Below are 23,902 nucleotides of genomic sequence, written 5' to 3' on the forward strand. Positions count from 1 at the left end.
TATTATTCCTTATAGAAACTAACTTGGTTTCTTCCGCCCTCTTTTGATTTATATACTGCTTCGTCAGCTCTCTTGAAAAGATCTGTCCCTGTTACAACACCTTGGCGATAGTCTGCCACTCCAATTGAAGCTGTTACTGGAAGTTTATTTGTATCGTATATAAAGTCATGAGACTCAACTAGTTTTCTTAGTCTTTCAGCGATCTCATAAGACTGCTTTAAGTTTGTTTTTGGAAGAAGGATTACAAACTCTTCTCCACCGTAACGAGCAAATGTATCGTCTTCTCTAACACCATTTTTTCTGATTAGCTCGGCCATACTTTTAAGAACAAAGTCTCCTGCATCGTGCCCGTAGTTATCATTAAGTTTTTTGAAATGGTCTAGATCAAAGATGATTAGTGATAGGGGAGTTCCTGTCACTTTAGACTTTTTAACTTCAAGATCAAGCTTGTTGTTAAAGTAAGTCTTATTGAAACATCCAGTGTGTCTATCTGTATTTGCTTCTAAGTTTAGTTTATCGTAAGTAAGTCTTTCTGGATCACCCTTTGGGAGATACTTTAAAGCGATAGAACCAACTTTAATTGTATCACCTTTATTAAGTGACTTCTTACCTTCAATCTTTTGATTGTTTAAGAATGTACCATTTCTTGAACCAGCATCTTCAACTGTGTATCCATCTTCTTCAACTTTAAGAACGAAGTGTTCACGCGAAATACCATTGAAATCAAGAGTAATATCATTTTTTGCACTTCTACCACAGCTAATAGCTGGTGTTGTTAAATCAAATAGAGTTCCATTTAACTCGCCACCTACAACTAAAAGTGCTGCCGGCTTTTGTGAAGCTTCATTTTCTGCTGCTGAAAGAGCTGCTTTAATATCTGTTAGAACGATGGTTGAATCATCACCCATAATAATCCCCGTAACCTTTTGGAATGATTTATAAACTTCTTTGAATTTTATCTAATTCACCAATTTTTTTCAACCGGGTAATTAGATTCCTTTAACAGAGTCGAGCCATTCAAATGAATACACTTTTCCTGCTTCTACTCCTGGCTGATCAAAAGGGTCAATTTCTAGCATATGACCAGTAATCGCAGTTAAGAGCTCAAAAAATATGATAAGTTCAGAAAGGCTATTTTCATCAAGTTTATCTAATTCTAGGTGGATATGGCTTACACCCTGTTCATTTAAAGCCTTCAAAGTGCCAAAAAACTCGGCATCCATTAAATTCTTTAATGTGTATTTATTTAGCGCCTTTAGTTTTGGATGAGTAAATTTATTTGACAGTTTTAGTTGGTTATTAACCTTGTCAACATGAACTAGAAACATAAGTTTATTAAGTGGCCCCTCCATGAATAGTTGCATTTGAGAGTGTTGATCAGTAGCGCCGTATCCTGGAATTGGTGTTAATCCAACTCTTTCTCCTTTTCTCTTCTTTCCTAAACTTTCTGCCCAAAGTTGAACGAACCAAAAAGAAAAGTCTCGAAGTAGAGAACTATATGGCATAAGAACAGTTTCGTTTACGCCTTCTTTGTATAGAGCGATAACTTTGGAAACAGTTTGAATAAACTCATCACTCGCAAGTAAGTCATGTGCGTAAGAGTACGCATGACTACAAAGAGTTTTGATATTAATTCCTGCGAAAATTGCAGGAAGAAGTCCAACTGGAGTTAGAACACTAAATCTTCCTCCAACATTTGGTGGAACATCAAGACAAGTGATTTCAAATTCATTTGCTAGTTTTCTAAGCTCGTTCTTTGATGGGTCTGTTGCAAAGATAAAATGATTTTTAAGATCTTTCTCTGTGTAACCCAGTTCGAATAGTTTGTTCGTGATAATTGCAAATTGTGCAAGTGTTTCAGCTGTTCCACCTGATTTCGAAACAACATAGAAAAGCGCATTCTTAACATCGATCTCTTCAAGGTCTTTTACTGTTTTATCAGTATCAACATTATTGAAGAAGTAAAACTTTACATCACTCTTTTTAAGAGAGGTAATTAACATCTCTGGTCCAAGAGAACTTCCACCAATTCCAATTTGAACGAATGTATTAATATTTGAAAAGTTCGCAAATACGTCAGTACATTGTGTAATATAATCTTTGTTATTAAGTGTCTCTACAAAGTCATATCTTTTAGATTTTTGAAAGTTTGTGATTTTCTCTATAACAAGGTCTGCTGGAATATCATTAGATTTTTCAAATGTGTGAAAGTTAATTTTCATTTTATTTCTCGTATTGTTTCTTTAGGTTTCTAGCAATTACTACTTTTTGAATTTGATTTGTACCTTCTACTATTTGTAGAACTTTTGCATCTCTCATAAATCTTTCAACAGGGTATTCTTTTGTATATCCAACGCCACCGAGGATTTGAACGGCATCAGTTGTTACTTTCATCGCTGTATCAGATGCTTTCATCTTTGCCATCGATGCAAGTTTTGCATCTGGTTTCCCTGAGTCAACTGAGCGAGCTGCAGCTTGAACGAGTAGGCGAGAAGCTTCGACCTCTGTTGCCATATCTGCCATCATAAATTGAAGGCCCTGAAAATTAAAAATCTCGTCTTTAAATTGACGTCTTTCTAATGAGTAGCTGATCGCTTCATCAAGAGCTCGTTGTGCACAACCAACAGAAATAGCTCCAATTGCTGTTCTACCTTTTTCAAGGCCGCCCATTGCAACTGTAAATCCTTGTCCTTCTCCTAGAAGGAGATTTTCTTCTGGTACGAAACAATTTTCAAAAATTAATTCGCGTGTCGGAGAAATTGTCCAACCCATTTTATTTTCTTTTTTTCCAAAGCTAAATCCTTCTGTTCCATCTTCAACGATGAACGCAGAAATACCTTTAGCTCCTTCAACTCCCGTTCTTGCCATCACAATATAAGTTTTGGCGATTCCACCTGAAGTGATCCACAGTTTTGATCCGTTAAGGATATAACCACCATCAACTTTTTTCGCAGTTGTCTTTAAAGAAGCGGCATCCGAACCAGCACCTGATTCTGAAAGTGCAAAGGCTCCAATTGCTTGTCCACTTGTTAGCTCTGGAAGGTATTTTTCTTTTTGTGATTGATTACCATAAATATTTAATATCGATTGAACCATTGAAGAAACAGAAATGGTTACTGCATAAGGAACAGAACTCTTCGCGATTTCTTCTAATGCATAAGTATAGTCTTCGCAAGAAAGATCAGATCCTCCGTACTCATCACTTACTGTCATTCCGGTGAAGCCTAGTTCTCCCAATTCGTTGAAAATTTCCATCCTGAAGTTCGAATTTTGATCGTCGTGCTCCATTACGGGCTCAATTTTGTCGAGTCTAAACTTACGTAGACCTGCTACAATTTCTTGCTGCATTTCGTTCATTTCATGTCCTTTCAATATGTTTCCCAGAGGTTATCAAAATTTTCACAGATCGAGGATAAAAAACAATGTGTGTAAGTGCTTGAAAATACGTTTAATGTGTTATCTTCTTTCATCTATTCGGTTTTTCATGATTTATGTCATATAATATTATTTAGGAGGCATATGTGAAAAAAGAAAAAAAATTGACTCAAGACATTTCGATTGCCGTTGAGGATGAACATATCACTGATAGTTTCCCGCTGATGGTAATAATTTGTTTATTTTTTGTTGTGACGATTATGCATCTTTTTATTACGCCAAATGCAATGGCCTTTGCTCATTGGTTTGCTAAGTAAATAAAGACTGTCGCAAAAATTCCAACTCTTCATCACTTAGATAATTTATCTAGGGTGACCTTCTCAAGCCTTTCCATATAAAACTAAGACGCAATTGCAATAGCATAAAAATGACAAGCACTTCCGGCCATCACAAAGAGATGCCAAATTGCATGATTGTATTTCATACGATCGAGTAGGTAGAAGACAACACCAAGGCAGTAGAAGAAGCCACCAATTTTGATGAAGTTTAACACTTCATTAGAAATGCTTTTAACAAATGGATTCCATGCAGTGACAATAAACCAACCCATGGCAAAGTAGCTGACAAGTGAAACAAATGAATTAGGGTTCTTAACTTTGAGTTTGTAGAAACTTCCAAAGAGGGCGATACACCAAACCGAAGCTAAAACTTTAAGTCCAACTTCTCCTTTAAGATTAAGAAGCATAAATGGAGTGTATGATCCAGCGATATAAAAATAGATACAAACAAGATCAACCTTTTGCCACTTGAGTTTTTTGATATCACATTGAACGTAATGGTAAACCGTACTTGCAAAATAAATTGCTAATAATGAAGCACCGTAAACGGTATAGCTAAAGAGGTGGAGATAACTTCCAATCGCTATTGATTTATAAATCAAGTATGAGACGGCGATAAAACCAATAAATAGTCCAATTCCGTGAGTTACTGTATTTGCGATATCTTCTTGTTTTGTATAACCAGTAATATTTTTTTCCATATTCTGATTATAATGAGAGAGTGGGATTTAAGGCCATAAGAACAAATTTGCTTATGGCCCGAGGAAAATTATTGAGCAAGTAGATTCTTAGCAATAATCATAATCATTACTTCGTTAGTTCCTGCTCCGATTTCATTAAGTTTGTTATCTCTCATCATTCTTTCAACTGGGAATTCTCTTGAGTAACCGTATCCACCATGAAGTTGAATTGCATCAAGAGCGATCTTTGTTGCCATCTTTGGAATTGCAAGCTTCACTTGAGCTGCAATAACTGGCCCTTTCTCACCTTGATCGTAACGGTAAGCTGCATTGTATAGGAAGTTTCTCATCATCTCAGTTTCAGTTGCCATCTCTGCAATCATCTTCTGAATTAATTGATAATTTCCAATTGTCTTACCAAATTGCTTTCTTTCATTTGCGTATTTAATACATTGGTCAACACACGCCTGAGCAATACCTAGAGAAATACCTGCGATTGTGATTCTTTCAATCTCAAGATTTTTCATCATGTGATAAATTGAATCACCTTGATTTCCTACCAGGTGCTCTTTGCCAACTTTTGCATTATCAAAAACTAACTCACCTGTTGGAGATGCTCTCATTCCCATCTTGTGAATCGCTCCACCAAAAGTGAAGTGACCTTTATCTTTTTCTAGAATGAATGTCGAAAGATCTTTTCTGTCGCTTCCTGTTCTTGTGTAAACATAAGCGATATCAGCGTACTGTGCATTAGTGATCCACATTTTTGTACCATTTAATAGGTAGTGATCACCTTTATCTTCGGCCTTCGTTTGAATTCCTACCGCGTCCGAACCGTATTCAGGCTCACTCATTCCCATACAACCGATGTGCTCGCCAGTAATAAGTTTTGGAAGGTATAATTCTTTTTGCGCGTCAGAAGCATTATTTTGAATATTGTTAACACAAAGGATAGAGTGTGCAAGATATGAAAGAGTTGAAGAAGCACATGACTTTCCAAATTCTTCCATCACGATTGTTGCAGCAAGAGCACCCATTCCAGCTCCACCGTACTCAGGATCAGCAGTGATACCAAGGACACCAATTTCACCCATTTTTTTGAAAGCTTCCATATTGAAAGTTTCTTCATGGTCATGCTTTTCTGCTACTGGAGCTAATTCGTTTCTTGAAAAGTCACGACACATTTTTTGGATTTGTTTCTCTTCCTCACTGAAGTACCACATCGATTTTGTCCTTTGAAAATTTCTTACAGATAAAATCTATAACTTCTTACACAAACTGACATGACGCGATGGGCTTAAATAGAGTTCGAATGATCCTTAAATTGGGAATAGAAAATGACCTTATCTAGGGCGAGTTTGAGGGCCTCGTTTATCGGGAGAATCTGGGTTCCTAAATTAATATTAATCCCCGCAATCTGCCTTGCATATTCCCCAACCACGGGAGCCTCTTCAACCTTCAGGCCCGGGAGCAGCTCTGGGTATGTATCTTTAAGTACCCGACAGATACTAAGTTTCTTATCACCTAATTTTCCGCGAACGGCGGCTGCCCCGAAGGAGCGACAGACAGAAGGTCTTGTGTGATAGTTAAGGCAGCGACCTTTTGTTCCATCAGCGGAAGTCGGAGCATAGAAAATACATTGTGGAGTATTAACTTGAACTAAGGTTTCATAAATTTGTTCGTGAATCCCTTCTTTATAAAGTCGGATCGCTGTTGGAAGCATCTCAAGCACAGTGGCACTTATTTCTTTTGAGAGACAGCACTTCCCACAATCACTTGGGCAGTGAAGACCTTGTTCTTTTTGATATGTCGAAAAGGTCTCATTGGACCTTTCATAGATTTGTTCAACTTCTAAACTTAACTCTTCCAACCACTTCATACCACGGCCTTCCAAACGAGAGAGAAAAACGAGGAATAAATAATCCAACTTTGAATTAAATGCAATATGAAAAATGTAAACTGCTCCAGATAAATGGGGATAACGTTGAGACTATTGCTCGTTATATTAAATATTTAACTCCAAATTATTCTAACTGCGCACAAAGTTATGATTTAACACTGGATAATCGTTTGGTTTTAGATTTTTTTGTCCCCATTTAACTGGAGCAGTTTATGTAACTTTTGACAAAGAATTAACACTAACTATCAACTGATCCTTTATAATGGGGATCAGTTTTAGATATTTCGTGTCATTGCCTGGTGTATCTTTAGTAAAATTACCTTTATCGAAAATATTGGCCCACTGTAATAGAACAGTTTTAGGAGTGTTGATGAAAAGTATTAAAATGATTTTGATTGCCTTAGTTATTCCCATGACGAGTTCTTGGGCCGGGCCCCTACAGGAGAAGCTTGATGCTCGTAAAAATTCAGGAAAAAGGCCTGAAGAGATAAAAAAGATTATGGAAGACTCTCTTAGAGATCTAAAGGATAGCGGGATTGAAAAAAAGGCTGTTTCTAAAAATATGAGTTTACCAAAATTCATGGTCGGGCCAAAGAGTATTAGTGATGTCTATAAGGATGGGCCAGTTGTAGTTAAATTTTTTAGAGGGAGCTGGTGTCCATATTGTATTATAGAACTAAAGGAGTACAAAAACTTAGCTGCTGAATTTGAAAAAGCAAACTGTAAGTTGATTGTTCTTTCACCAGATACAGAAAAAGAAAATTTGAAAACACAGAATAAGTTAGGATTACCTTTCAAGCTTTATAGTGACAAAGATAATATGATTGCTAAAAAATTTGGAATTGCTTTTAAAGTTCAAGATGATCTGAATGCTGTTTATAAAAAATTTGGAATTGATCTTGATTCAAATCAAGGAACATCGAAGCACGAGATACCGATGCCTGGAACTTATGTGGCAAATAAAAAAGGTAAGATTACTTATGCGTTTATCGATGCTGATTATACAAAAAGAGCAGAGCCGCTAGAAGTATTGAAAGAATGCAAAAATAATTAAATCCTCCCAATTATGCCTGTATAGCCAACAAAATGGGGTAAATTTTAAATATACCCCATAAGTGTATGTGATTGAAATTATAGAGATATTTATTTTTTATTTATGGAAAAATCGTTCTATGTCGATAATTGACTAATATAGTTTAATATTTGAGGCATTTTATGAAGCTATTCCTGTATTTAATTTTTCTATCCTATACATCTGTTTTTGCGGTGAATCTCGGTATTCATGAAGGATTTGGAGAATCGCAACTAACTCCTGAGGATATTGTCTTTTGTAGAAAGAAGCCTCAGACACTACAGGAATCGTGTCTGCGCGAAATGAACAGACAGAATATCGTTGAAATAAATGAATTAGAAAAACAGAGATCTTCAAATAGACATATCGTCCTGACAAACCAAGAAATTGAAAAATGTAAATTAAGCTCAGAGCCGGTCATTTGTGAGAGTTCCTTGAGATACAAAAAGGCAAGAAAACTTGCAGAGGAAAAAGCGGCAAAATCAAAAGTTGATCGTGAGGTCTTAGCTGTTTTAGATGCGAGATCATACAGTCAGTCAAAAGTTCTTCCTAAGGTTGAAAGGGCAGTAGCTTTAGATGCGAAAAGTACAACAGGAAAAGATGGAAGTATTTTGACGACTGCTACGATTGTTGGACCTGTCGTTTTAACAGATGAGGACCGTAAGAAAATTAGTGATTGCACTAAGCGAACTGGTGATTTTAATTTATGTCAAAGAATAGCAAAAAGTGAAAAGAGGGTAGAGCTTGCTAAGTCTGCTGCTCAGAAAAAATCAAGAGCACCAGCTTCTCAACTAATGGCCAATGAAGGAAGCTCGCTTCCTATCGCAACTGTTGCAGCTCCAGCTCCGGAGAAAATCAATGAAAAACCTCAAGAGAGAAAAATAGAAGAAGCCGTGAAGGCGGAGCCTTTTATAGTGAGCGTCGAAAATCCTGTAATGGAAGTATTGCCAGTTAAAGAAGAGAGAGACGTTTTAAATAAGGAAGTTATTTGTAATAAAGCTTATCGATATGAAGTTGTTAAAGATGTAAAAAAATGTGTGAGCAAACTGGATGAAGATTTTGCAGAAGCATTTAAATTGGAAAGAGATATCGAATTTAAAATTGTCGACAATACTCTTGATGACCATCGTAAACAGTATAGAGCTCAATGTCGTAAAGATTATAGAATGGGTTATGAGCGTGATGCTTGTTATGAAGAAGTTAGGGCAAAGCTAAGAGAAGAGCGAAAGAAATTAGAGGAGCCTCATAAAGTAAAGTATGCAATCTATGAAAGTAAGTTAGAGAAAATTGAGGATGAATACGAGGCCAAGAAAAAAGAAAATCTTTTAGCTGAATGTGGGAAAAAACCTTTTACACATTCTGGAAGAGAAGGTGATAGCACAAATATTCAATATAATACGTGTAAACGAAAAGCGAATAAGAAATTTAAAGAAGCAAATGCATTAGCTTTTAATGAGAAAAAAGCAGAACTTACGGTGAGTGAACTTGAACAAGCGGAAGTTTCTCAAAAGTGTGAGAAAGGTGCATTTAATTTTCTCTCTGGAAGCTATGATAAGTGTATAGATCGAACTATCGCAAGTCTCGGTCAAGAAAAGCCCGCGCCTCTAGAAGCGAGTCCAGAAGTTCTTGCTGTTACGCAGTCGTCAGAGGCTACCGAAGAAGTGAAATTTAACTGTAGTGATTCAGTCAATAAAGAAATTAAAGCGCTGCTTGAAAATGATCCTGATAATATTCTTGGAAGAATGTTTCATGTTACATCTTTAAAAATAGCTCAAAAAGTAATTGAAGAAAATAAAAATAAGAGGGCCATCGCATTAACTTTTGAAGATCATATCGCTCAAAATAAAAATCTCTATAAATCAGATAAGGTTTCTGAACTTCTCGCAACGTATAGAAAACATGGAAAAATTCTAGATGCTGAGTTTATAGATCAAAATATTAAAAATAAAAATCCGAGTTATTACAAATCGAGAATGACAAATGAAAATATCTCAGCTTATCTCTTAGCTGACATCTATGGCAATCCAACAAAATCAAAGTTTAATGAAGCAGATGCTGCAACTGCATGGTTAATGGGGAAGGTTGGAGAAAATAGTCCATTTAAAGCAAAGACAAACGGTACAAATCTTCTTGATATGTCAGTTCTTGTTTATCGACATCTAAATCTTGTTAAGGGAGATAGAGAACAATCACAGGCAAGAATTAATGAACTACTTAGTAAAGAGCAAGAATCATTAAACGAGAAGTTTGGAGCACTGAAAGAAGCTGTTGAAAATAAATTTTCATCACAGTGTACTGAGTTTTTTGCGTCAAATTGTTGGACCAAAGAAGACAGTTTTAATGATCGTATTGCCTCCTCATTCATGAATCTTGGTGAGGAGCTTCAAGGTAAAATTGATATTGGTTCCGATCTTACTGGTTCGATTGGTGGAAAGTATAAGTTCAACTTTCTACCAAAGCAGTTTGTGAAGTAATATTAGAGTATTTGCTACCTCACTAAATTTTCGTTAAGCTACTAGGATGAAAAAAAATATATTCCTAGTAGTAACAGTACTTATCTCAAAATTTTCTTATGCATCATCTTGTCTCAATCTCACTGGAAAGTGGGAAGGAATTTGTGATCGCGATGGTGTCATCAAAAAAGAATCTTTAATTGTTCGACAAAATAGCTGTGAGGACATTAATTTTTATGGCATCGATTACAAGATAGGAATGCCATATGATGAACGTTACGAGAATGAGTATGAGAAAACTGTTAATATCTTTAATCTCTTTTGGGGAGAAGATGGTCAATCACTAAACTTCAATGTGGATAGAGTGAAGTGGATGAAGGGCAAAAATGAGGTTTCAACAGGAGAGGGAATTGGACATCTTAAGATTGTAGATCAGGTGATGTACTACAGTCGTACATACTCAGCGAGATCTCGTGATGGGATTTATTCAAAAGAGTCTCGCAAATGTGAGTTTACGAGAAAGAAATAAGGGTCCTAGATGGACCCATTTTTTTGTTTTTCAATTCGATTAACAAATTCTTTAATGACTAGATTATAAAGCTCTTCTCCTAAAACCTTGTCTTCTACATTAAAGTCAATATTTGGGTTGTCATTAACTTCTACTACATACGCCTTTGATCCATCATCTTTTAAGTCAACACCATAAAGACTATCTCCGATTAGGTTTGCCGCCTTTAAAGCAGTCTTAACTACATAAGGAGGAGCATCTTCAATTCTCATTGTTTCAAAGTTTCCAGAAAAATCATCGTTGGATTTCTCTTGGTTATGGTTATAGATTTGCCAATGGCCTTTACTCATAAAATACTTACAAGCAAAAATTGGTTTCTTTCCAATAATTCCAATACGCCAGTCGTAATCGGTATAGAAAAACTTTTGAACCATCACGAGTGAAGACTTTTTTAAGAAGTCTTTTAATAGGGCAAGTAGCTCAGTTCTATCTTTTGCCTTTTTTACTCCAATTGAAAAAGAACCATCTGGAACTTTTAAAACCATTGGATAGGATAATGACTCTTCTAGCATGTTAAGAGTTTTCTCTTTTGAGTCAGAGACAAAGTGTCCAGGGATAATTGGAACATTATTTCTTTCAAATAAATTTGCTAAAAATATTTTGTTCGTACACTTTAGTATTGAATCTGGATCGTCGATGACAACAAGTCCTTCGGCTTTCGCTTTCTTAGAAAATTTATATGTAATATTTGTGATACTTGTCGTTTGTCTAATAAATAGAGCGTCAAATTCACTTAGTCTTGAGAGGTCGCGCTTTGTGATCATTTCACAGTATACCGATTGCTCCTTGCAGGCCTTGGCAAAAAGCTTAAGTGCTTGCTCATCACTTGGTGCCATATTTTCATCAGGGTCAACTAGGATAGCTAGATCATAACGATATGTTTTACTACTCTTTGGTGTCCTCCAGATTTTTGTACTAAATTTTTCAAGAGCTTTTGCGAATATGTTTTGATCATTTTCACTTAGAGTTTTTAAACCCACTTGGTGAACAGTATCTACTTTCCAAAAATTCTTATAAGAGACAACAACCTCGAGAATAGGGCATGGATACTGCTCAAAAATTTGGCGTCCTATGGACTTTAAAAGCTTGTTTTCAACTTCTCCAAAAAATATTTTAAAACTAAAAGATTTAACATCAATATCTTTTTGAATAATTTTCGGAGCAATCTCCTTAATCTGTTCATCAAACTCTTCAAGGTCATACAGATAGAATCCTTTCTTTGAAAGGTCATTAATTACTTTTACTGCTGGCATGATCTTGTGGCTTCTTGCTTCTGCGAGTAGGCTGCAGTAATAACCCATCGATAGATATGATGTGTCTTGGCAAAGGTTTAAAACCCTCGTTGATTTCATTTCGGAGTAAGATTTTGAAAAAAGATAATCATTGGCGAGAATAAGCTGATCAGTAGGGAAATATGGTTTCCAGTCATCAATCTTATCTACAAGTACGAAAAAATTTGTCATTTAAATTTCCTTAAAAATTTTATGAAATCAATATACCAAAAACTAAATCTGAGGTAACTTAAATTATTAGGAATTTTAGGGGTTGTATGAATATTAAGTTTCGCCTGGCCAAGAAAGAAGATGCTCCAAAACTTTTGGAAATCGAAGAGAAGTCTTTCTCTTCGGATTGCTTAAGTCTACGTCAGTTTAACTACTTTATTAACAAAGCAAACAGCTCGCTTATTATCGCTTACGATAAAGATAACTCAGGGATACTTGGCTATGCCCTAATCCTATTTCATCGAGGAACATCTTTAGCTAGGCTTTACTCAATCGCCGTAGCCCCTGAATTTAGAAAGTTCAAGGTTGGCCTTAAGTTAATGAAGAAAATTGAAGATGAGGCCCTTGAGCATGGAAGTACCTATATTCGCCTCGAGGTTAAAACGACAAACGAAAGGGCAATTAATCTCTACGAAGAGCTTGGATATCGAAAATTTGGCCATAAGGTTAACTATTACGAGGACCACGAGGATGCAGAGTGTTACGAGAAGAAGATTCGAAAGTTCGAGTCTCGTCCTAAAATTAAGGTGCCTTACTATCACCAAAAAACTGAGTTTACTTGTGGCCCTTCCTCTTTAATGATGGCGATGAAGGCCTTTGATAAAAATATTCAACTTAAACTTTCAACAGAGATGCAAATTTGGAGAGAGGCGACGACTATTTTTATGACATCTGGTCACGGTGGTTGTGGTCCCCATGGTCTTGCTCTTGCGGCTAAGAGAAGAAATTTTGAAGTTGAGCTTTACTTAAATTCTAAGGCTCCACTTTTTATTAAGGGTGTTAGAGACAAGAAGAAGAAAGATATTATTGAAATTGTTCAAAAAGAATTTGAAAAAGAGTTAAAACAGACAAATGTAAAAATCTATTATGATGAGTATAGTTTTACAACCTTAAAGGATATTCTTGATAGTGGAGGTATTCCACTTGTTCTTATTAGCGCTTATCGACTCACGGAAACGAAAGCTCCCCACTGGATTGTGATCACTGGAATAGAAGAGGATTTTATTTATTTCCACGATCCTGAAATTGACGATAACCAAACGCCTTACGACAATATGGATATTCCAGTAAGTAAGATAGAGTTTGAGAAAATGTCAAAATTTGGAACGGGTCAGCTAAAGAGTATTGTTGCCATTTATTCAAGCTAAATCATTGCCTTTGTTCGAAGATTCTTGCTATCATTGGAGTAGGAGATTACGAAATGTTGACGACACCTGTTATCAAGGATGATGATCTGGTTTTTCCTGGAGAGGGATGGTTTCTCTACTGGAAGACTTCAGCTTCACTTTGGAAGACTAAAATAGAAGAGCTCTCTGGAGCATCAAAAATAATTATACCAATTAATTGGAGCTTTCACTCGGACACAGGTGAGAGATTCGATTTTGCGAATGAAAAGCCCGAAACAGATTTAAAAAAACTAAGCGACATTTGTCAGCAGTATGACAAGGAAGTAATTTTTCTACTTTCATTATCGCCGATGCCATTTCTTCCAAATGGTGGAATTCCATTTCTCTTGGCCCGCAATAATTCACAGAATCAAAATGGTATGAATAAGGCCTTTGCTGATAGTGAAGGGAATATTAATCAAATATATTCTTATTTTGATCCAAGAATTTTCACGGCATTTACAAGATTTTGTCATGAGCTAGGTACTTACTTCTCGCGCGCAGGAATCAATGCTGGCGTTTGGGGAGTTGATTGTGGGAGTTTCGAAGATGGAAGCTTTCAATCTTTTATCGAAGACTATTCTCCAGTATTTGATAAAGGATTCTCACGTTATCTTCAAGCAAAGAAAGAAGATGAAAACTTTGCGAAACAAAATATTGATCAAGAATTAGAAAGTAACTTAAAGAAAGAATATCAAAAAGTTATTTATGATCTCTACCTAGGAGCTGCAGAGAAAGAACTTGCAACCTACTGGCAGGGTGTAAAAAAATATGGCTTTCTCCTTGGTAAGAGTAATGACTTGATTTATAGATCTATAGATCATATCTCAGATCTTGCGATTATGGATGAGGCGATAAGTTATCTCAGTCATGGGGTTTACCCATCATCAATGCTCCTACCTACGAGAAGAAAGAAAGGTATTTTTGCTTCTTTTAAAAATAAAGTTCTTTCTCGTGATAGTATCGAATTACTGTATAACGACAAGACTCTTTCGAGCTCTTTTGATTACTGCTTCAAGCCTTCATATATGATCAAGGTTTTTCATAATGATCAAGTGATAAACTCTTTAAAACAAATCAGCGATTCTGGCTTTACGAAATACTGTGACGAGAATTTTAGTTCAAACACATTTTATTCTTCGTATTCTGATTTTAACTGGGAAGATGAGCTTGACTCTGGCCATGAGTATTTTTATTTCTCTGGTAAGGATCTCGATCTTAAAAAAATGAGTAGTGCTTTGAAGATGTTTATGAATGGGATGAATATCTTCATTGATAAAAATGGTCTTGATGAATCTTTACAGCGTCGTTTGGAATCATTTTACATCGAAAATGATCTCGAAATTGAAAGACTTCGTTATCTAACGCAGATTGAAACTATCTCAATGGGGGATGGGCGTTTATTTATCTATGATAGCTCAGAGCTAACCGCCTTAGAAAATTCCGCTACAAAGCTAGATCAATTTTGGGCAAAGGTTTTCTCAAGCCTTGAAGTCGAATATTGTCAAATTGATGCTGAAACTGGAATTCGTTATGTTTGGTATCAGCGTAATGTAAGTCATAGTGACCTCAAGTATGAAAGAGTGAAGAGAATTAATATCTTCAATCCTTCGAGTTATAAGAAGAAACTTAAAATTAAGTATCCTTCAACATATGTTTTTCAAAAAATTATTGATGAAGAAAATGTACAACTTACAAATACAACCCATGAGATTGAATTGTCATTCATGCCAAAAGGTAGTGTAAGTCTAGACTTTGGAGTAATTTTAAGATGAATATAGAAAAAACACTTATACTTATTTACTCTCGAGATCAACGCAAAGGATTGGCTCGTTTCATTGAAGTAACCTATTCAATTAAAGGTCTTGTTCCATTAGAAGAAGTTGTTGACCTCAACTCTGATTTTAAAACTATGTTCGATGGTACACGTCTTGGACCTTTTGAGACTGAAGAAGAACTTAAAAACTTCTCTCTAGGTTTAAGTACAAAACTTCGCTACGAAGGAGTTTGCTTGGTCGATAGTGAGCTATTAAATCGTGCTTACTCAGAGGTTTCTAATATAGCGAAGCTCAATCAATTTCTTTTTGATAATGGAGATAAGCATCTCAATCCTGAGCCAAGAAATAAGGGAATTTTTTCCAAGTTTTTTTAATGGGAGAAAATCCAGATAGTTAAAAATCTGGATTTTATTATTCCATTTTTTAAGGAGTGAAAACTTCAAAAGTCGCTGTGAGTGGCTTGTGGTCGGCGCCTTCGATTTCACCTTTAACTTCAGATGTTACGAGATTCAGGTTTTTGTAGAAAATATAATCAAGAACTTTTCCGAGTACTCTCATTCGATCATCTTCGTCTTTACTATATTTAACTTCTGTCATTTTCGCATCAGCCATTAGTTCTCTTAGCATTTTTGTTTTTTTCTTTGACCAAACATTGAAGTCGCCTGCAAAAATTACTGGGCCACTGTGATTTTTAATTCTCTCTAGAACTTCTTTGATTTGGTGTTTAAGTTTCTTTGCTGACACGAAATTAATAGCGTGAATATTAGCAACGAGTAACTCTTCTCCATTTTCTAATGGATGAGTTGTTATCATTACAATTTTAGGGGTTCTAATAAATGGTTCGCGGTAATGTGAACGAAGATAGTCAACTGAGCTCGGTTGATGATCTGATATCGTTGCTACACCAGTTCTCGTTTCTCCCTTGTAAAAAAAAGAAGTGGCCATGTTGTAATAGAAGTCACCATGTGTTTTGAAAACGTTGAACATTTTATTATCGAGATACATCTCTTGAGAAATGATAATATTAGCGTTTGTACTTAGAGCTTTGAAATCACTTTCCCAGCTATCGTTACTGCCTTTGTACATATTCCAAACAAGAATATTAAATGGTGAAGCCAGCTTCTCTTGTGATGGGTTCCCTGTCACATAAGTTTTTAGAACATTTGATTTTGATGGGATTTTATGGAGTTTTAATAATTTTGCATCGACCGGGTTTGCGAATAAACACACGGTTGCTAGAGCTCCTACTAAGCCTTTTAGCATAAACAAGTCCTTTTGTTTTTATGTACATTTTAAAGGATGACAGATAAGCCTCTGAAATTCAATAGTAAAATCTTAGATTTTTCGTATAACTATTACCTAAGTAATTGCATTTGTTGATTTTGTGGTCTACTAATTGGCTGTATAATTACCTATGGAGCACTTGATTTGAAAGCAATATTTGACCAGCCATCTTTTTATGGGATTCCCCTCGATACTCTTAAAGAGATCTTGAAGGAGAATGGGCATAAGCCATTTAATGCAGATCAAATCTACAGCTGGGTTTATGAAAAATTAGTCTTTGATGTTGATGGTTGGACAAATATTTCTAAAGATCTCAAGAGCTTTTTAACTTCTAAGTTTTCTTTTGAGCTTCCAAAAGTTGTATGGAATGGTCACTCAAAAGATGGAACCAGGAAATTTCTCGTCGGGATGAGAGATTCTAAAACTGTTGAAACAGTAATGATCCCCGCAAAAAATAATCGCAAGACTCTTTGTATTTCTTCTCAAGTTGGTTGTGCCATCGGTTGTACTTTTTGCCATACAGGTACAATGGGATTAACAAGACACCTTGAAGCTGGAGAAATTGTAGGACAATTCTTAGCTGTAACGAAATGGCTAAAAGAAAACGTCTCAGATGAAGAGAGACTTTCTAATATCGTTTATATGGGGCAAGGTGAGCCTCTGCATAATTTTGAGCACGTTAAAAATGCGACGAAAGTATTCTTAGAACCAAAAGGTTTGGGACTTGGTCAGAGAAGGGTGACTCTTTCAACTTCAGGACTTGTTCCTCAGATTGAAAAGCTTGATGACTTTCCACCGATTAATATCGCGATTTCTCTACATGCTGCTCATAACAAGATTAGAAGTGAGTTGATGCCTATTAATAAGGCTTATGATCTCACGAGACTTCTTGATGCAATTAAGAAAATTCCTCTCAAAGCACACCGCTATATTACTTATGAATATCTTTTAATCGAGAAGTATAATGATAGAGCTGAAGATATTGAGGCCCTAATTGATCTTCTTCCGAAGAAGGTTTCAAAAGTAAACCTGATTCCATTTAATGAATATCCAGAATCAAGTTTCAAGCGTCCATCAGTAACTCGTATTAATTGGTTTAAAGACCAACTCGAGAAAGGTGGAATCACTTGTACAATTAGAACGACAAAAGGCGCTGATATTTTAGCGGCATGTGGACAGTTAAAGAGTGAAATGGATAAGAAATTAAATCTTTGGGAAGAAGAGAATTTTACTTCACCGACTTAAAATCCCAAAACTTTGGTTTCGCTTCTTCTTCACCAGATGATGGCTTACGCTCAGGTGAGTTAGAATCAAATTCATCTGAATCTGTTGGAGACTTCTGTTCTTTGAAATTATATTCCGTGGCCCAAGTGTTATCTTTGTATACTTTTACTTTAGGCTTTTTCCATTCAACTTTTTCCATTTGAGGAGCTTCATAAGTCTCTGCACAAACGCTTAAGCTGATTAAAAGAGTCAAGAATGCGGCTTTTTTCATAAAATACTCCAAGTTCTACTCCTATTTTATCGGAATATTAAAGAAAGAGTTTAGTTTATGCGGTAGAATCTATCATAAAGTTTACGGATGGCTTTAAATTTGAGAAAATTGTCGTTGTATCTTATTGATATTTATAAATTATCGTTTATTACTCAGGGAGTGAGTTTTGGCCGCACAAAAGCAAAAAAGCAAAGCAGTAATTGGTTTAATGAGTCTAGTGGCAGTATTTTTTGTCGTTCTCGTTATCTTCTCAGTATACACAGTTAAAGTATTCAAAAATGTAGATGGAAATGGCGATGGCTTTAATCTTTCCTCTAAGGGCTCAGACTCAATTGGTGTAATTGAAGTTAATGGTGTTATCTTCGATTCTAAAGACCTTGTAGAGCTTATTCATAAAGCAGAAGAAGACAAAACAGTAAAAGCAATTGTGATGAGAGTGAACTCACCTGGTGGAGCTGTTGCCCCAACACAAGAAGTTTATGATGAAATTAGAAGAATAGATGATTCTTATACAAAATCCGAAGGTAAGGAAGGAAAACCTATTTATGCAAGTTTCTCATCGGTAGCAGCAAGTGGTGGATACTATCTAGGTGCAGCTACTCGTAGAATTTGTGCACTTCCAGGTACTATTACAGGATCAATCGGTGTAATCATGCAATTTATGGACTTATCTAAGCTTTATGAATTTGCAAAACTAAATCCTCAAACAATTAAAGCTGGAAAGTATAAAGACGTTGGGCAACCTAACCGTGCTTTAACTGAGGAAGAGTATAAGTTAATGACGACAATGACTGCAGGTGTTCATAAGCAGTTTATTAGAGATATCGAAAAAACAAGAAAAGATAAAATTAAAGGAAATATTGAAGATCATGCACAAGGGCAAGTATTCTCAGGTGAGGATGCATTTAATCTTGGACTTGTTGATGAGCTAAGTGGCCTTTGGTCATGTGCTAGAAACATTCACAAGGAACTTAAATTAAAAGGTGAGTTGAATCTAAATTATATTAAGAAGAAAAAGAAATTTAATTTCCTTGATATGGTGGGGGATTTAGAAGAGGCATCAACTTACGTGAAAGAGATGGTGAAAAATTCGAATACACCATTAATGATGTATAAATAAATATGGAATTTTATCTAAACTGGTTACAAAATAATTTACTTTCTGTTGTTGCGATTGGTTTTACAATCGTACTTGTCTATCACTATTTAATAGAGAAGGACACAGGTGCAAAACTATCGAAACGCTATCGTAATTCAATTTACGAAGCTCAGTCGAAAGTTTTCTTAAATGCGACTCAGTACTTAATCTCAGGGAATAGAGACCTTGCTATTAAGGAATTCTTAAGTGCTGTTGATATTAATCGTGAAACTATTGATACTTATTTTGCTCTTGGAGGTCTTTTTAGATCGAATGGAGAAATTGATAAGGCGATCTCAATTCATCGAAGTCTTATCGCTAGAGAAAGTATTTCAGAAGCACATCGTCTTAGAGCATTAACTGAGCTAGCTGTAGACTTTGACCGTGGTGGGTTTATCGATAAGGCCATCGAAACTTATAAAGATGTATTAAAAATCAATAGAGATCAGTATCAAGTTATTCAGGCACTTTGTCGTATTTATGAAGATACTGGAGACTGGGATCAGGCATATAACTACCGTATTATGCTTTCTAAAGTTGGACATGAGAATCAATCAGAAACAATTTCTCACATCCTTGTTCAAAAGGCGAAATGGAATTTTGAACTTGGTGAGATTGCAAAGTGTGAAGAGGATCTAGAAGATGCTTTTAGATTTGCACCGAGTGTTTCAGCAAAAATTTTAAAGCTTAGAGTTCTTCTACATGAAGGAAATATCGATGAAGCAAAGTTCTATCTTTTGGAGCTTTTAAAAGAGCAGCCTATGTATGCTTCATTCGCATTCGAATCACTTGAGGAAGGGTTTAAAGGTGAAGATTCAGTAAAAGAGAAGTACTTTCAAAGACTCAATATTCTTACTGATTATTTCTTAGGATTGAATGATGCTGATTTAACTTCTTCAGAATCGGTTATCTTAACAAAAGTAAGGCTTTATAAGAGAATGAATAGAGTGGAGGAAGCTTACAATGTTCTTCATTCTTGGATTCAAAACCATAAGGCCCAATCAGAAGTTTTGAAATCAGAGTTTATAAAAATTTTAATTGATCTTAAAAAGAATGATGAAGCTGTAGTTCAAGTTAAAGAGATGCTAAATAATATGCATCAGACTTTGACAAAACACTATTGCAAAGAGTGTGGATTTAACTCCGATGATATCTTTTGGCGTTGTCCACAATGCCATGAGTGGGAAACTATCCAATTTAGATGGAAGGTGTGATTTAGATGAAAAAAGTTCTGGCAATGATGACATTCATTTCGCTCATCAGTACAGTGAGTGCATCGTCTAAAACGATGTTCTTAAATACTCCATATGGACAAATTCACCAGAATGCATCTCGGGTATCAAGAATTATTACTACATTTGAATGCGGTCAACCATTAAAGCTAGTTCGCACAGAAGAACAATTCTCCTTCGTTACCTATGCTAACTATGAAGGATATATCTTCTCAAAGCACTTAGTATCTGAGAAACCTAAAGACTGCTATCAAGATAAGTATAGAAAATTTTTCGAAGAGTTAAATCTTGGGATTTCTGACATGCACTACTGGGCTAAGCTTCAAGATCTTATCGTCGAAGGGAGTTCAATGCCATGAAGATGTTAGTACTGTCTCTCTTTACTATATTTTGTTTTGCTGACGAGTTGCCAATTCAAAATGACTTCGTAAATTTTAATAATATAAAAACTATTTTAAAAAAAGATGGTTTAGAAAAAATTGTAGAAAAAAAGAAAGTAGAAAAGCAAAAAGCAGACAAGCAGAAAGAAGATAAACTAAGGTCTATGTACAATACTCCAAATGACGAAGACTTCTGGAGTATCATGATGCAGTACTGGCTTGTGAAAAATGCTTCTATTTTAAAGTGGGATTTTAATAGACCTGATTATGGGATGATTCCAGCCTTTGAAGCATTCTTGAAAGAAGTTGGAGAGTATGGAGTAAAGTTTAAACTTTTATTCTTCAATAGTAGTAATATTACTCACTTTGCTTTTCCGATGGGGAAGGATAGTTATCTTTTTGTTATTTCAGTTCCGTTTATTAAGACGATGGACCTTTCTAAAACTCAGATATCTGCTCTTCTATATGAGGATCTTATAAGAGTGAAGCAAGGTCATTTCGAATCAATGATAAGTGCGACAACTTTATCTAAATTAAGAAATACAAACTTTTTTCAAAAGTTAGTTCCGAAAAAAGAAATTTCTGATCTTTTACAAGAAATTGATCAGATCGTGTATTCGAAGGGATTTAATTTTCAACAGCAGTATCAAGTGACTAAATACGTAAATACAGTACTACTTAATAATAAAAAGCTTTGGCAGAATTATTATACTTTAATTAATAAGATAGATGAGTTGACGAAAGGAAACCTTCTTTTCAAGAATTATGCAAAAATTTATCCTTCGCCAGAGTTACAAAAAAGCTGGATCGATCCAAGTAAAAAATAATGCTTACAAAAATCAATAATCGACTATCTTCATTTTATCCATTATTTGGCTTCTACTTTCTAGCCTGGGTGGTACATCTTATCATTATTTCGATAATATCGTTCTTCCATTTCAGATTAGACCATCGTTTGATAGTTATTGAGAATTGGATATTTGATTATGCTTGGACTCTAAGCTTAATGTCGAAGGTTATCGCATTTATTCTCTATTGGAGATATTTCTATGAGGATAGAATTAAGAACTTTACGGAGGCCTTTGAGTCATCAGCAAAGAAAAGTATCAATCCAGAAGTTTTAATCTTTACGATTATGAATTTCGCCTTATTGTCATTCTTTGTAAAACCTATCGTTCAAGAGAATGTCTTATTTTCTGCTGGCCCTTCGATTACGCATTACTTATCTGTATTCTTTGTGTTCTTTATTGATCTGATGGTGCTAAAGATATTTAGAAGAAATAAAGGTGAGTTGAATATTAAGGAAGTCGTTATCTGTAGTTCTTTCTTATACCTTTACAATATTGCTGTTTTTCCATTTGGCGAAAATCTAGGGATTTCATTTTATTCATTGATAGTACTGTTTTTTATTTATTATTTTGAATTTGGAAAATCCTATGTCAACTCCTCAATTTATGTCCTCCTTGTACTTTGCCCTCTGTTTGTTATTCTAGGAATAGATCCAGTATGGGGAAGTAAGTTTGCTTATTTTGAGCCGGCAACATCAATAAGAAGAGATGTTGTATTTGCTGTGTTACCAATTGTTACTTATGTATATTTTTCTTTTATAAGAAGGAGAACCTTGTGAATGAACATCAAACTTTAGATATTCTACAAATTATGCTTAATGCAAGTATTGTGGTGAAGGGCGACCTTTTACTACTTGTAATGGCTTCAATTGCATCGTGGGGAATCATTCTTAGAAAATCACTTCTATTTAAAAAAGTATTTGCTAATAATGAGGAATTTTACGATTCATTTCAAAAAGCAAGTTCAATGACAGAACTTTACGATCGTTGTGATAATTATGACGATTCACCTTACAAGAGATTATTCTGCGCTGGCTTCAAAGAGTTTAATAGACTTAGAGAAGCTAATGATGGAGATCTGATGAAGCTTAGAGCTCACTTTGTTGACTTTGGAATGCAGGGGATTGAAAGATCTTTGAATGCAACAAAAATCAAAGTTGAAGAAGAGCTAGGGGATTCTCTAACGACATTAGCTAGTATTGGTTCAATTACACCATTCGTGGGTCTTTTTGGGACGGTTTGGGGAATTATTGATTCATTTGCAAGTTTATCTATGGGAGGAGCAACTCTTGAGACGGTAGCTCCTGGTATTGCAGAAGCTCTTGTTGCAACGGCGATTGGTCTTGTTGCCGCAATCCCTGCGGTATGGTTCTACAATAAGTTTGGAAGTAGAAAAGCTAAAACGTCAGAATCAATGATTTATTTTGGCGAGGAATTTATAAACGAGTTAGAAAGAATAATTGCAAAGAAAACTCACGGGTAATTTATGGCATTTGGAAGCGGTGGAAATGGAAATGGTCCGGTCTCTGATATTAACGTAACCCCGTTAGTTGACGTAATGTTAGTATTGCTTGTTATCTTTATGATAACGGCACCACTTATGTTCAACGGGATTGAGCTTGTATTACCAAAGACTCAAGAATCAAATATCGTCAGTATAAATTCAAGTCAGGTAATTTTGAGTTATACAACTTCAGAGGAGTATTACTTAGGAAAAGAGAAGGTACTTCAATCTGAGATCATTTCTTTTATAAAGAGAGAATTACAAGAGACGAAATCTCAGACTCTTTTTTTAAGAGCTGACTACAAGCTTGATTATGGAAAAGTTGCAAAATTGATGTCTTATTTAAAAGCAAATGGGATTAATCAAATTGCATTAGTAACAGAGGTAGAGAAAGAGTAGTGGTTTATTATCGCAAAATTCCTTATCATCTAGTTTCTTTTGGAGTGCATGCGCTACTTTTCGCACTCTTTTTCTTATTTTCTAAGAACTCATTTTTTTCTAGTAGTCATGACGTTGATAAGTCAAAGATTCGAGTTGTCGGGAAGGCTATTCGAGTTGATGTGGTTGCAATGCCTAAAATGACGATTCAAGAACTGAAGAAGTATGACGAGGCCCCAGGGGATATTAATATTAAGCCACCAGAGCCGAAAAAAGTAGAGAATACAGGTGGTGATGAAAATACTGTTTTTAAAAAAGAAGTAAAAAAAGCTTCTTTTGCAGATATGTTAAAAGATTTAAGTAGTCGTGAGACAACAAAATCAAAAGCGAAGCCTGTCGCAAGAAAAAATGAAGAGCAGGCCGGAGCGGGTGGAATAAGTGGGGACAAGCTTAAAAAGATTATGTCTCTTGGAAATAGAATCAGTGAAGGCTCGGCCTTATATGGGAACGGAGGCGAAAACTCTGGCGATGAGCTTGATAAGTATGCTCTTTCAATAACTGATTTAGTTCGAAGAAATTGGTCACTGCCTGGATTTTTATCAAATAAAGATTTGAGTTGTCAGATTCAAGTCTTTATTTCAAAAACAGGAAAATTAATAAAAACAAATATCATCAAATCAAGCGGCAATACTGATTATGATCAACGAGCGCTAAACGCAATTTTAAAAGTAGGAAACTTTCCTGCTCCAAGTGAAGTCATTGCCAATCAAATATCAACAGGACAAATTGCGCTCGGATTCCCTCTATAAGG

25 protein-coding genes are annotated in these 23,902 nt (G+C 35.5%); 16 read left to right on the forward strand and 9 right to left on the reverse strand.

What is annotated here, in order from left to right; all coding sequences use genetic code 11:
• Window positions 1–2 precede the first annotated feature (2 nt).
• The 3 genes from M900_RS08695 to M900_RS08705 form a co-directional block, all read right to left on the reverse strand.
• Window positions 3–908, reverse strand: coding sequence for a GGDEF domain-containing protein (locus M900_RS08695; RefSeq protein ID WP_021274405.1), 906 nt, complete (start codon window positions 906–908; stop codon window positions 3–5).
• Between the two features lie 81 nt (window positions 909–989).
• Complete coding sequence (locus tag M900_RS08700) at window positions 990–2,222, reverse strand: hypothetical protein (protein ID WP_021274633.1); 1,233 nt, start codon at window positions 2,220–2,222, stop codon at window positions 990–992.
• 1 nt (window position 2,223) lies between these two features.
• On the reverse strand, window positions 2,224–3,357 hold the full coding sequence (locus M900_RS08705; protein ID WP_021274530.1) for an acyl-CoA dehydrogenase family protein: 1,134 nt from the start codon (window positions 3,355–3,357) through the stop codon (window positions 2,224–2,226).
• Between the two features lie 164 nt (window positions 3,358–3,521).
• Between M900_RS08705 and M900_RS17715 the strand changes: the two genes are divergently transcribed.
• Window positions 3,522–3,692: a hypothetical protein gene (locus M900_RS17715; protein ID WP_021274362.1), complete on the forward strand. Its 171-nt coding sequence runs from the start codon at window positions 3,522–3,524 to the stop codon at window positions 3,690–3,692.
• An 83-nt stretch (window positions 3,693–3,775) separates the two neighbouring features.
• Here the strand turns inward: M900_RS17715 and M900_RS08710 are convergent, their stop codons facing one another.
• The 3 genes from M900_RS08710 to M900_RS08720 all read right to left on the reverse strand — a co-directional run bounded on the left by M900_RS08710 (window position 3,776) and on the right by M900_RS08720 (window position 6,272).
• Complete coding sequence (locus tag M900_RS08710; RefSeq protein ID WP_021274727.1) at window positions 3,776–4,414, reverse strand: hemolysin III family protein; 639 nt, start codon at window positions 4,412–4,414, stop codon at window positions 3,776–3,778.
• A gap of 68 nt (window positions 4,415–4,482) precedes the next feature.
• Window positions 4,483–5,616, reverse strand: a complete 1,134-nt coding sequence (locus tag M900_RS08715; protein WP_021274639.1) for an acyl-CoA dehydrogenase family protein — start codon at window positions 5,614–5,616, stop codon at window positions 4,483–4,485.
• Window positions 5,617–5,690: 74 nt separating this feature from the next.
• Window positions 5,691–6,272: a YkgJ family cysteine cluster protein gene (locus M900_RS08720; RefSeq protein ID WP_021274790.1), complete on the reverse strand. Its 582-nt coding sequence runs from the start codon at window positions 6,270–6,272 to the stop codon at window positions 5,691–5,693.
• Between the two features lie 391 nt (window positions 6,273–6,663).
• Here M900_RS08720 and M900_RS08730 point away from each other — a divergent pair, with 391 nt between their 5' ends.
• From M900_RS08730 to M900_RS08740, 3 genes are all read left to right on the forward strand, one after another.
• A complete protein-coding gene (locus M900_RS08730; protein WP_021274314.1) occupies window positions 6,664–7,347 on the forward strand; it encodes a peroxiredoxin-like family protein in 684 nt (227 codons plus the stop codon).
• Between the two features lie 161 nt (window positions 7,348–7,508).
• Window positions 7,509–9,839 (forward strand): hypothetical protein, encoded by a 2,331-nt coding sequence (locus tag M900_RS08735; protein WP_021274469.1) that lies wholly within the window; start codon window positions 7,509–7,511, stop codon window positions 9,837–9,839.
• A gap of 46 nt (window positions 9,840–9,885) precedes the next feature.
• Window positions 9,886–10,347, forward strand: a complete 462-nt coding sequence (locus tag M900_RS08740; protein ID WP_034732125.1) for a hypothetical protein — start codon at window positions 9,886–9,888, stop codon at window positions 10,345–10,347.
• 5 nt (window positions 10,348–10,352) lie between these two features.
• Here the strand turns inward: M900_RS08740 and M900_RS08745 are convergent, their stop codons facing one another.
• Window positions 10,353–11,849 carry a RimK family protein gene (locus M900_RS08745; RefSeq protein ID WP_021274604.1) on the reverse strand — a complete coding sequence of 499 codons (1,497 nt, stop codon included), beginning with the start codon at window positions 11,847–11,849 and terminating at the stop codon, window positions 10,353–10,355.
• An 86-nt stretch (window positions 11,850–11,935) separates the two neighbouring features.
• Here M900_RS08745 and M900_RS08750 point away from each other — a divergent pair, with 86 nt between their 5' ends.
• From M900_RS08750 to M900_RS08760, 3 genes are read left to right on the forward strand one after another with little or no spacing between them, the layout of a single operon-like run.
• Entirely contained in the window at window positions 11,936–13,036 is a 1,101-nt protein-coding gene (locus M900_RS08750; RefSeq protein ID WP_021274538.1) for a GNAT family N-acetyltransferase/peptidase C39 family protein, read from the forward strand.
• A 53-nt stretch (window positions 13,037–13,089) separates the two neighbouring features.
• Window positions 13,090–14,829, forward strand: coding sequence for a hypothetical protein (locus M900_RS08755; RefSeq protein WP_021274726.1), 1,740 nt, complete (start codon window positions 13,090–13,092; stop codon window positions 14,827–14,829).
• Entirely contained in the window at window positions 14,826–15,206 is a 381-nt protein-coding gene (locus M900_RS08760) for a hypothetical protein (RefSeq protein ID WP_021274351.1), read from the forward strand. Before M900_RS08755 ends, M900_RS08760 begins: the two co-directional genes overlap by 4 nt.
• Before the next feature lie 49 nt (window positions 15,207–15,255).
• On the opposite strand, the gene M900_RS08765 is transcribed toward M900_RS08760, so the two are convergent.
• A complete protein-coding gene (locus tag M900_RS08765; RefSeq protein ID WP_021274697.1) occupies window positions 15,256–16,095 on the reverse strand; it encodes an endonuclease/exonuclease/phosphatase family protein in 840 nt (279 codons plus the stop codon).
• Window positions 16,096–16,260: 165 nt separating this feature from the next.
• On the opposite strand from M900_RS08765, the gene rlmN reads away from it, so the two are divergent.
• Window positions 16,261–17,361, forward strand: coding sequence for a 23S rRNA (adenine(2503)-C(2))-methyltransferase RlmN (gene rlmN / locus M900_RS08770; protein WP_021274744.1), 1,101 nt, complete (start codon window positions 16,261–16,263; stop codon window positions 17,359–17,361).
• Here the strand turns inward: rlmN and M900_RS08775 are convergent.
• Entirely contained in the window at window positions 17,345–17,611 is a 267-nt protein-coding gene (locus tag M900_RS08775; RefSeq protein ID WP_021274636.1) for a hypothetical protein, read from the reverse strand. The genes rlmN and M900_RS08775 overlap by 17 nt on opposite strands.
• A 166-nt stretch (window positions 17,612–17,777) precedes the next feature.
• On the opposite strand from M900_RS08775, the gene sppA reads away from it, so the two are divergent.
• From sppA to M900_RS08815, 8 genes are read left to right on the forward strand one after another with little or no spacing between them, the layout of a single operon-like run.
• Window positions 17,778–18,731: a signal peptide peptidase SppA gene (gene sppA / locus M900_RS08780; RefSeq protein ID WP_021274398.1), complete on the forward strand. Its 954-nt coding sequence runs from the start codon at window positions 17,778–17,780 to the stop codon at window positions 18,729–18,731.
• A gap of 2 nt (window positions 18,732–18,733) precedes the next feature.
• Entirely contained in the window at window positions 18,734–19,963 is a 1,230-nt protein-coding gene (locus M900_RS08785; protein ID WP_021274489.1) for a hypothetical protein, read from the forward strand.
• Window positions 19,964–19,968: 5 nt separating this feature from the next.
• Window positions 19,969–20,340 carry an SH3 domain-containing protein gene (locus M900_RS08790; protein ID WP_021274588.1) on the forward strand — a complete coding sequence of 124 codons (372 nt, stop codon included), beginning with the start codon at window positions 19,969–19,971 and terminating at the stop codon, window positions 20,338–20,340.
• A complete protein-coding gene (locus tag M900_RS08795) occupies window positions 20,337–21,188 on the forward strand; it encodes a hypothetical protein (RefSeq protein ID WP_021274641.1) in 852 nt (283 codons plus the stop codon). Before M900_RS08790 ends, M900_RS08795 begins: the two co-directional genes overlap by 4 nt.
• Complete coding sequence (locus M900_RS08800) at window positions 21,188–21,988, forward strand: hypothetical protein (RefSeq protein WP_021274375.1); 801 nt, start codon at window positions 21,188–21,190, stop codon at window positions 21,986–21,988. The genes M900_RS08795 and M900_RS08800 overlap by 1 nt, the downstream gene beginning before the upstream one ends.
• Window positions 21,985–22,692, forward strand: coding sequence for a protein TolQ (tolQ, locus tag M900_RS08805; RefSeq protein WP_021274537.1), 708 nt, complete (start codon window positions 21,985–21,987; stop codon window positions 22,690–22,692). Before M900_RS08800 ends, tolQ begins: the two co-directional genes overlap by 4 nt.
• A 3-nt stretch (window positions 22,693–22,695) precedes the next feature.
• Window positions 22,696–23,112, forward strand: a complete 417-nt coding sequence (locus tag M900_RS08810) for a biopolymer transporter ExbD (protein WP_021274439.1) — start codon at window positions 22,696–22,698, stop codon at window positions 23,110–23,112.
• Window positions 23,112–23,900 carry a cell envelope integrity protein TolA gene (locus tag M900_RS08815; protein WP_034732130.1) on the forward strand — a complete coding sequence of 263 codons (789 nt, stop codon included), beginning with the start codon at window positions 23,112–23,114 and terminating at the stop codon, window positions 23,898–23,900. Before M900_RS08810 ends, M900_RS08815 begins: the two co-directional genes overlap by 1 nt.
• Window positions 23,901–23,902 lie beyond the last annotated feature (2 nt).

The sequence above is a fragment of the Bacteriovorax sp. Seq25_V genome, assembly GCF_000447795.1.
Taxonomy (GTDB): Bacteria; Bdellovibrionota; Bacteriovoracia; order Bacteriovoracales; family Bacteriovoracaceae; genus Halobacteriovorax_A.

What these genes read in the sequence shown, in the direction of transcription:
- M900_RS08750 (WP_021274538.1), top strand. Translation starts at nt 11,936, where the DNA reads ATGAATATTAAGTTTCGCCTGGCCAAGAAAGAAGATGCTCCAAAACTT.
- M900_RS08760 (WP_021274351.1), top strand. Translation starts at nt 14,826, where the DNA reads ATGAATATAGAAAAAACACTTATACTTATTTACTCTCGAGATCAACGC.
- M900_RS08700 (WP_021274633.1), bottom strand. Translation starts at nt 2,222, where the DNA reads ATGAAAATTAACTTTCACACATTTGAAAAATCTAATGATATTCCAGCA.
- M900_RS08795 (WP_021274641.1), top strand. Translation starts at nt 20,337, where the DNA reads ATGAAGATGTTAGTACTGTCTCTCTTTACTATATTTTGTTTTGCTGAC.
- M900_RS08720 (WP_021274790.1), bottom strand. Translation starts at nt 6,272, where the DNA reads ATGAAGTGGTTGGAAGAGTTAAGTTTAGAAGTTGAACAAATCTATGAA.
- M900_RS08705 (WP_021274530.1), bottom strand. Translation starts at nt 3,357, where the DNA reads ATGAACGAAATGCAGCAAGAAATTGTAGCAGGTCTACGTAAGTTTAGA.
- M900_RS08695 (WP_021274405.1), bottom strand. Translation starts at nt 908, where the DNA reads ATGGGTGATGATTCAACCATCGTTCTAACAGATATTAAAGCAGCTCTT.
- M900_RS08715 (WP_021274639.1), bottom strand. Translation starts at nt 5,616, where the DNA reads ATGTGGTACTTCAGTGAGGAAGAGAAACAAATCCAAAAAATGTGTCGT.
- M900_RS08765 (WP_021274697.1), bottom strand. Translation starts at nt 16,095, where the DNA reads ATGCTAAAAGGCTTAGTAGGAGCTCTAGCAACCGTGTGTTTATTCGCA.
- M900_RS08730 (WP_021274314.1), top strand. Translation starts at nt 6,664, where the DNA reads ATGAAAAGTATTAAAATGATTTTGATTGCCTTAGTTATTCCCATGACG.
- M900_RS08810 (WP_021274439.1), top strand. Translation starts at nt 22,696, where the DNA reads ATGGCATTTGGAAGCGGTGGAAATGGAAATGGTCCGGTCTCTGATATT.
- M900_RS08800 (WP_021274375.1), top strand. Translation starts at nt 21,188, where the DNA reads ATGCTTACAAAAATCAATAATCGACTATCTTCATTTTATCCATTATTT.
- M900_RS08775 (WP_021274636.1), bottom strand. Translation starts at nt 17,611, where the DNA reads ATGAAAAAAGCCGCATTCTTGACTCTTTTAATCAGCTTAAGCGTTTGT.
- M900_RS08785 (WP_021274489.1), top strand. Translation starts at nt 18,734, where the DNA reads ATGGAATTTTATCTAAACTGGTTACAAAATAATTTACTTTCTGTTGTT.
- M900_RS08790 (WP_021274588.1), top strand. Translation starts at nt 19,969, where the DNA reads ATGAAAAAAGTTCTGGCAATGATGACATTCATTTCGCTCATCAGTACA.
- M900_RS08745 (WP_021274604.1), bottom strand. Translation starts at nt 11,849, where the DNA reads ATGACAAATTTTTTCGTACTTGTAGATAAGATTGATGACTGGAAACCA.
- M900_RS08710 (WP_021274727.1), bottom strand. Translation starts at nt 4,414, where the DNA reads ATGGAAAAAAATATTACTGGTTATACAAAACAAGAAGATATCGCAAAT.
- M900_RS08740 (WP_034732125.1), top strand. Translation starts at nt 9,886, where the DNA reads ATGAAAAAAAATATATTCCTAGTAGTAACAGTACTTATCTCAAAATTT.
- M900_RS08755 (WP_021274726.1), top strand. Translation starts at nt 13,090, where the DNA reads ATGTTGACGACACCTGTTATCAAGGATGATGATCTGGTTTTTCCTGGA.
- M900_RS08735 (WP_021274469.1), top strand. Translation starts at nt 7,509, where the DNA reads ATGAAGCTATTCCTGTATTTAATTTTTCTATCCTATACATCTGTTTTT.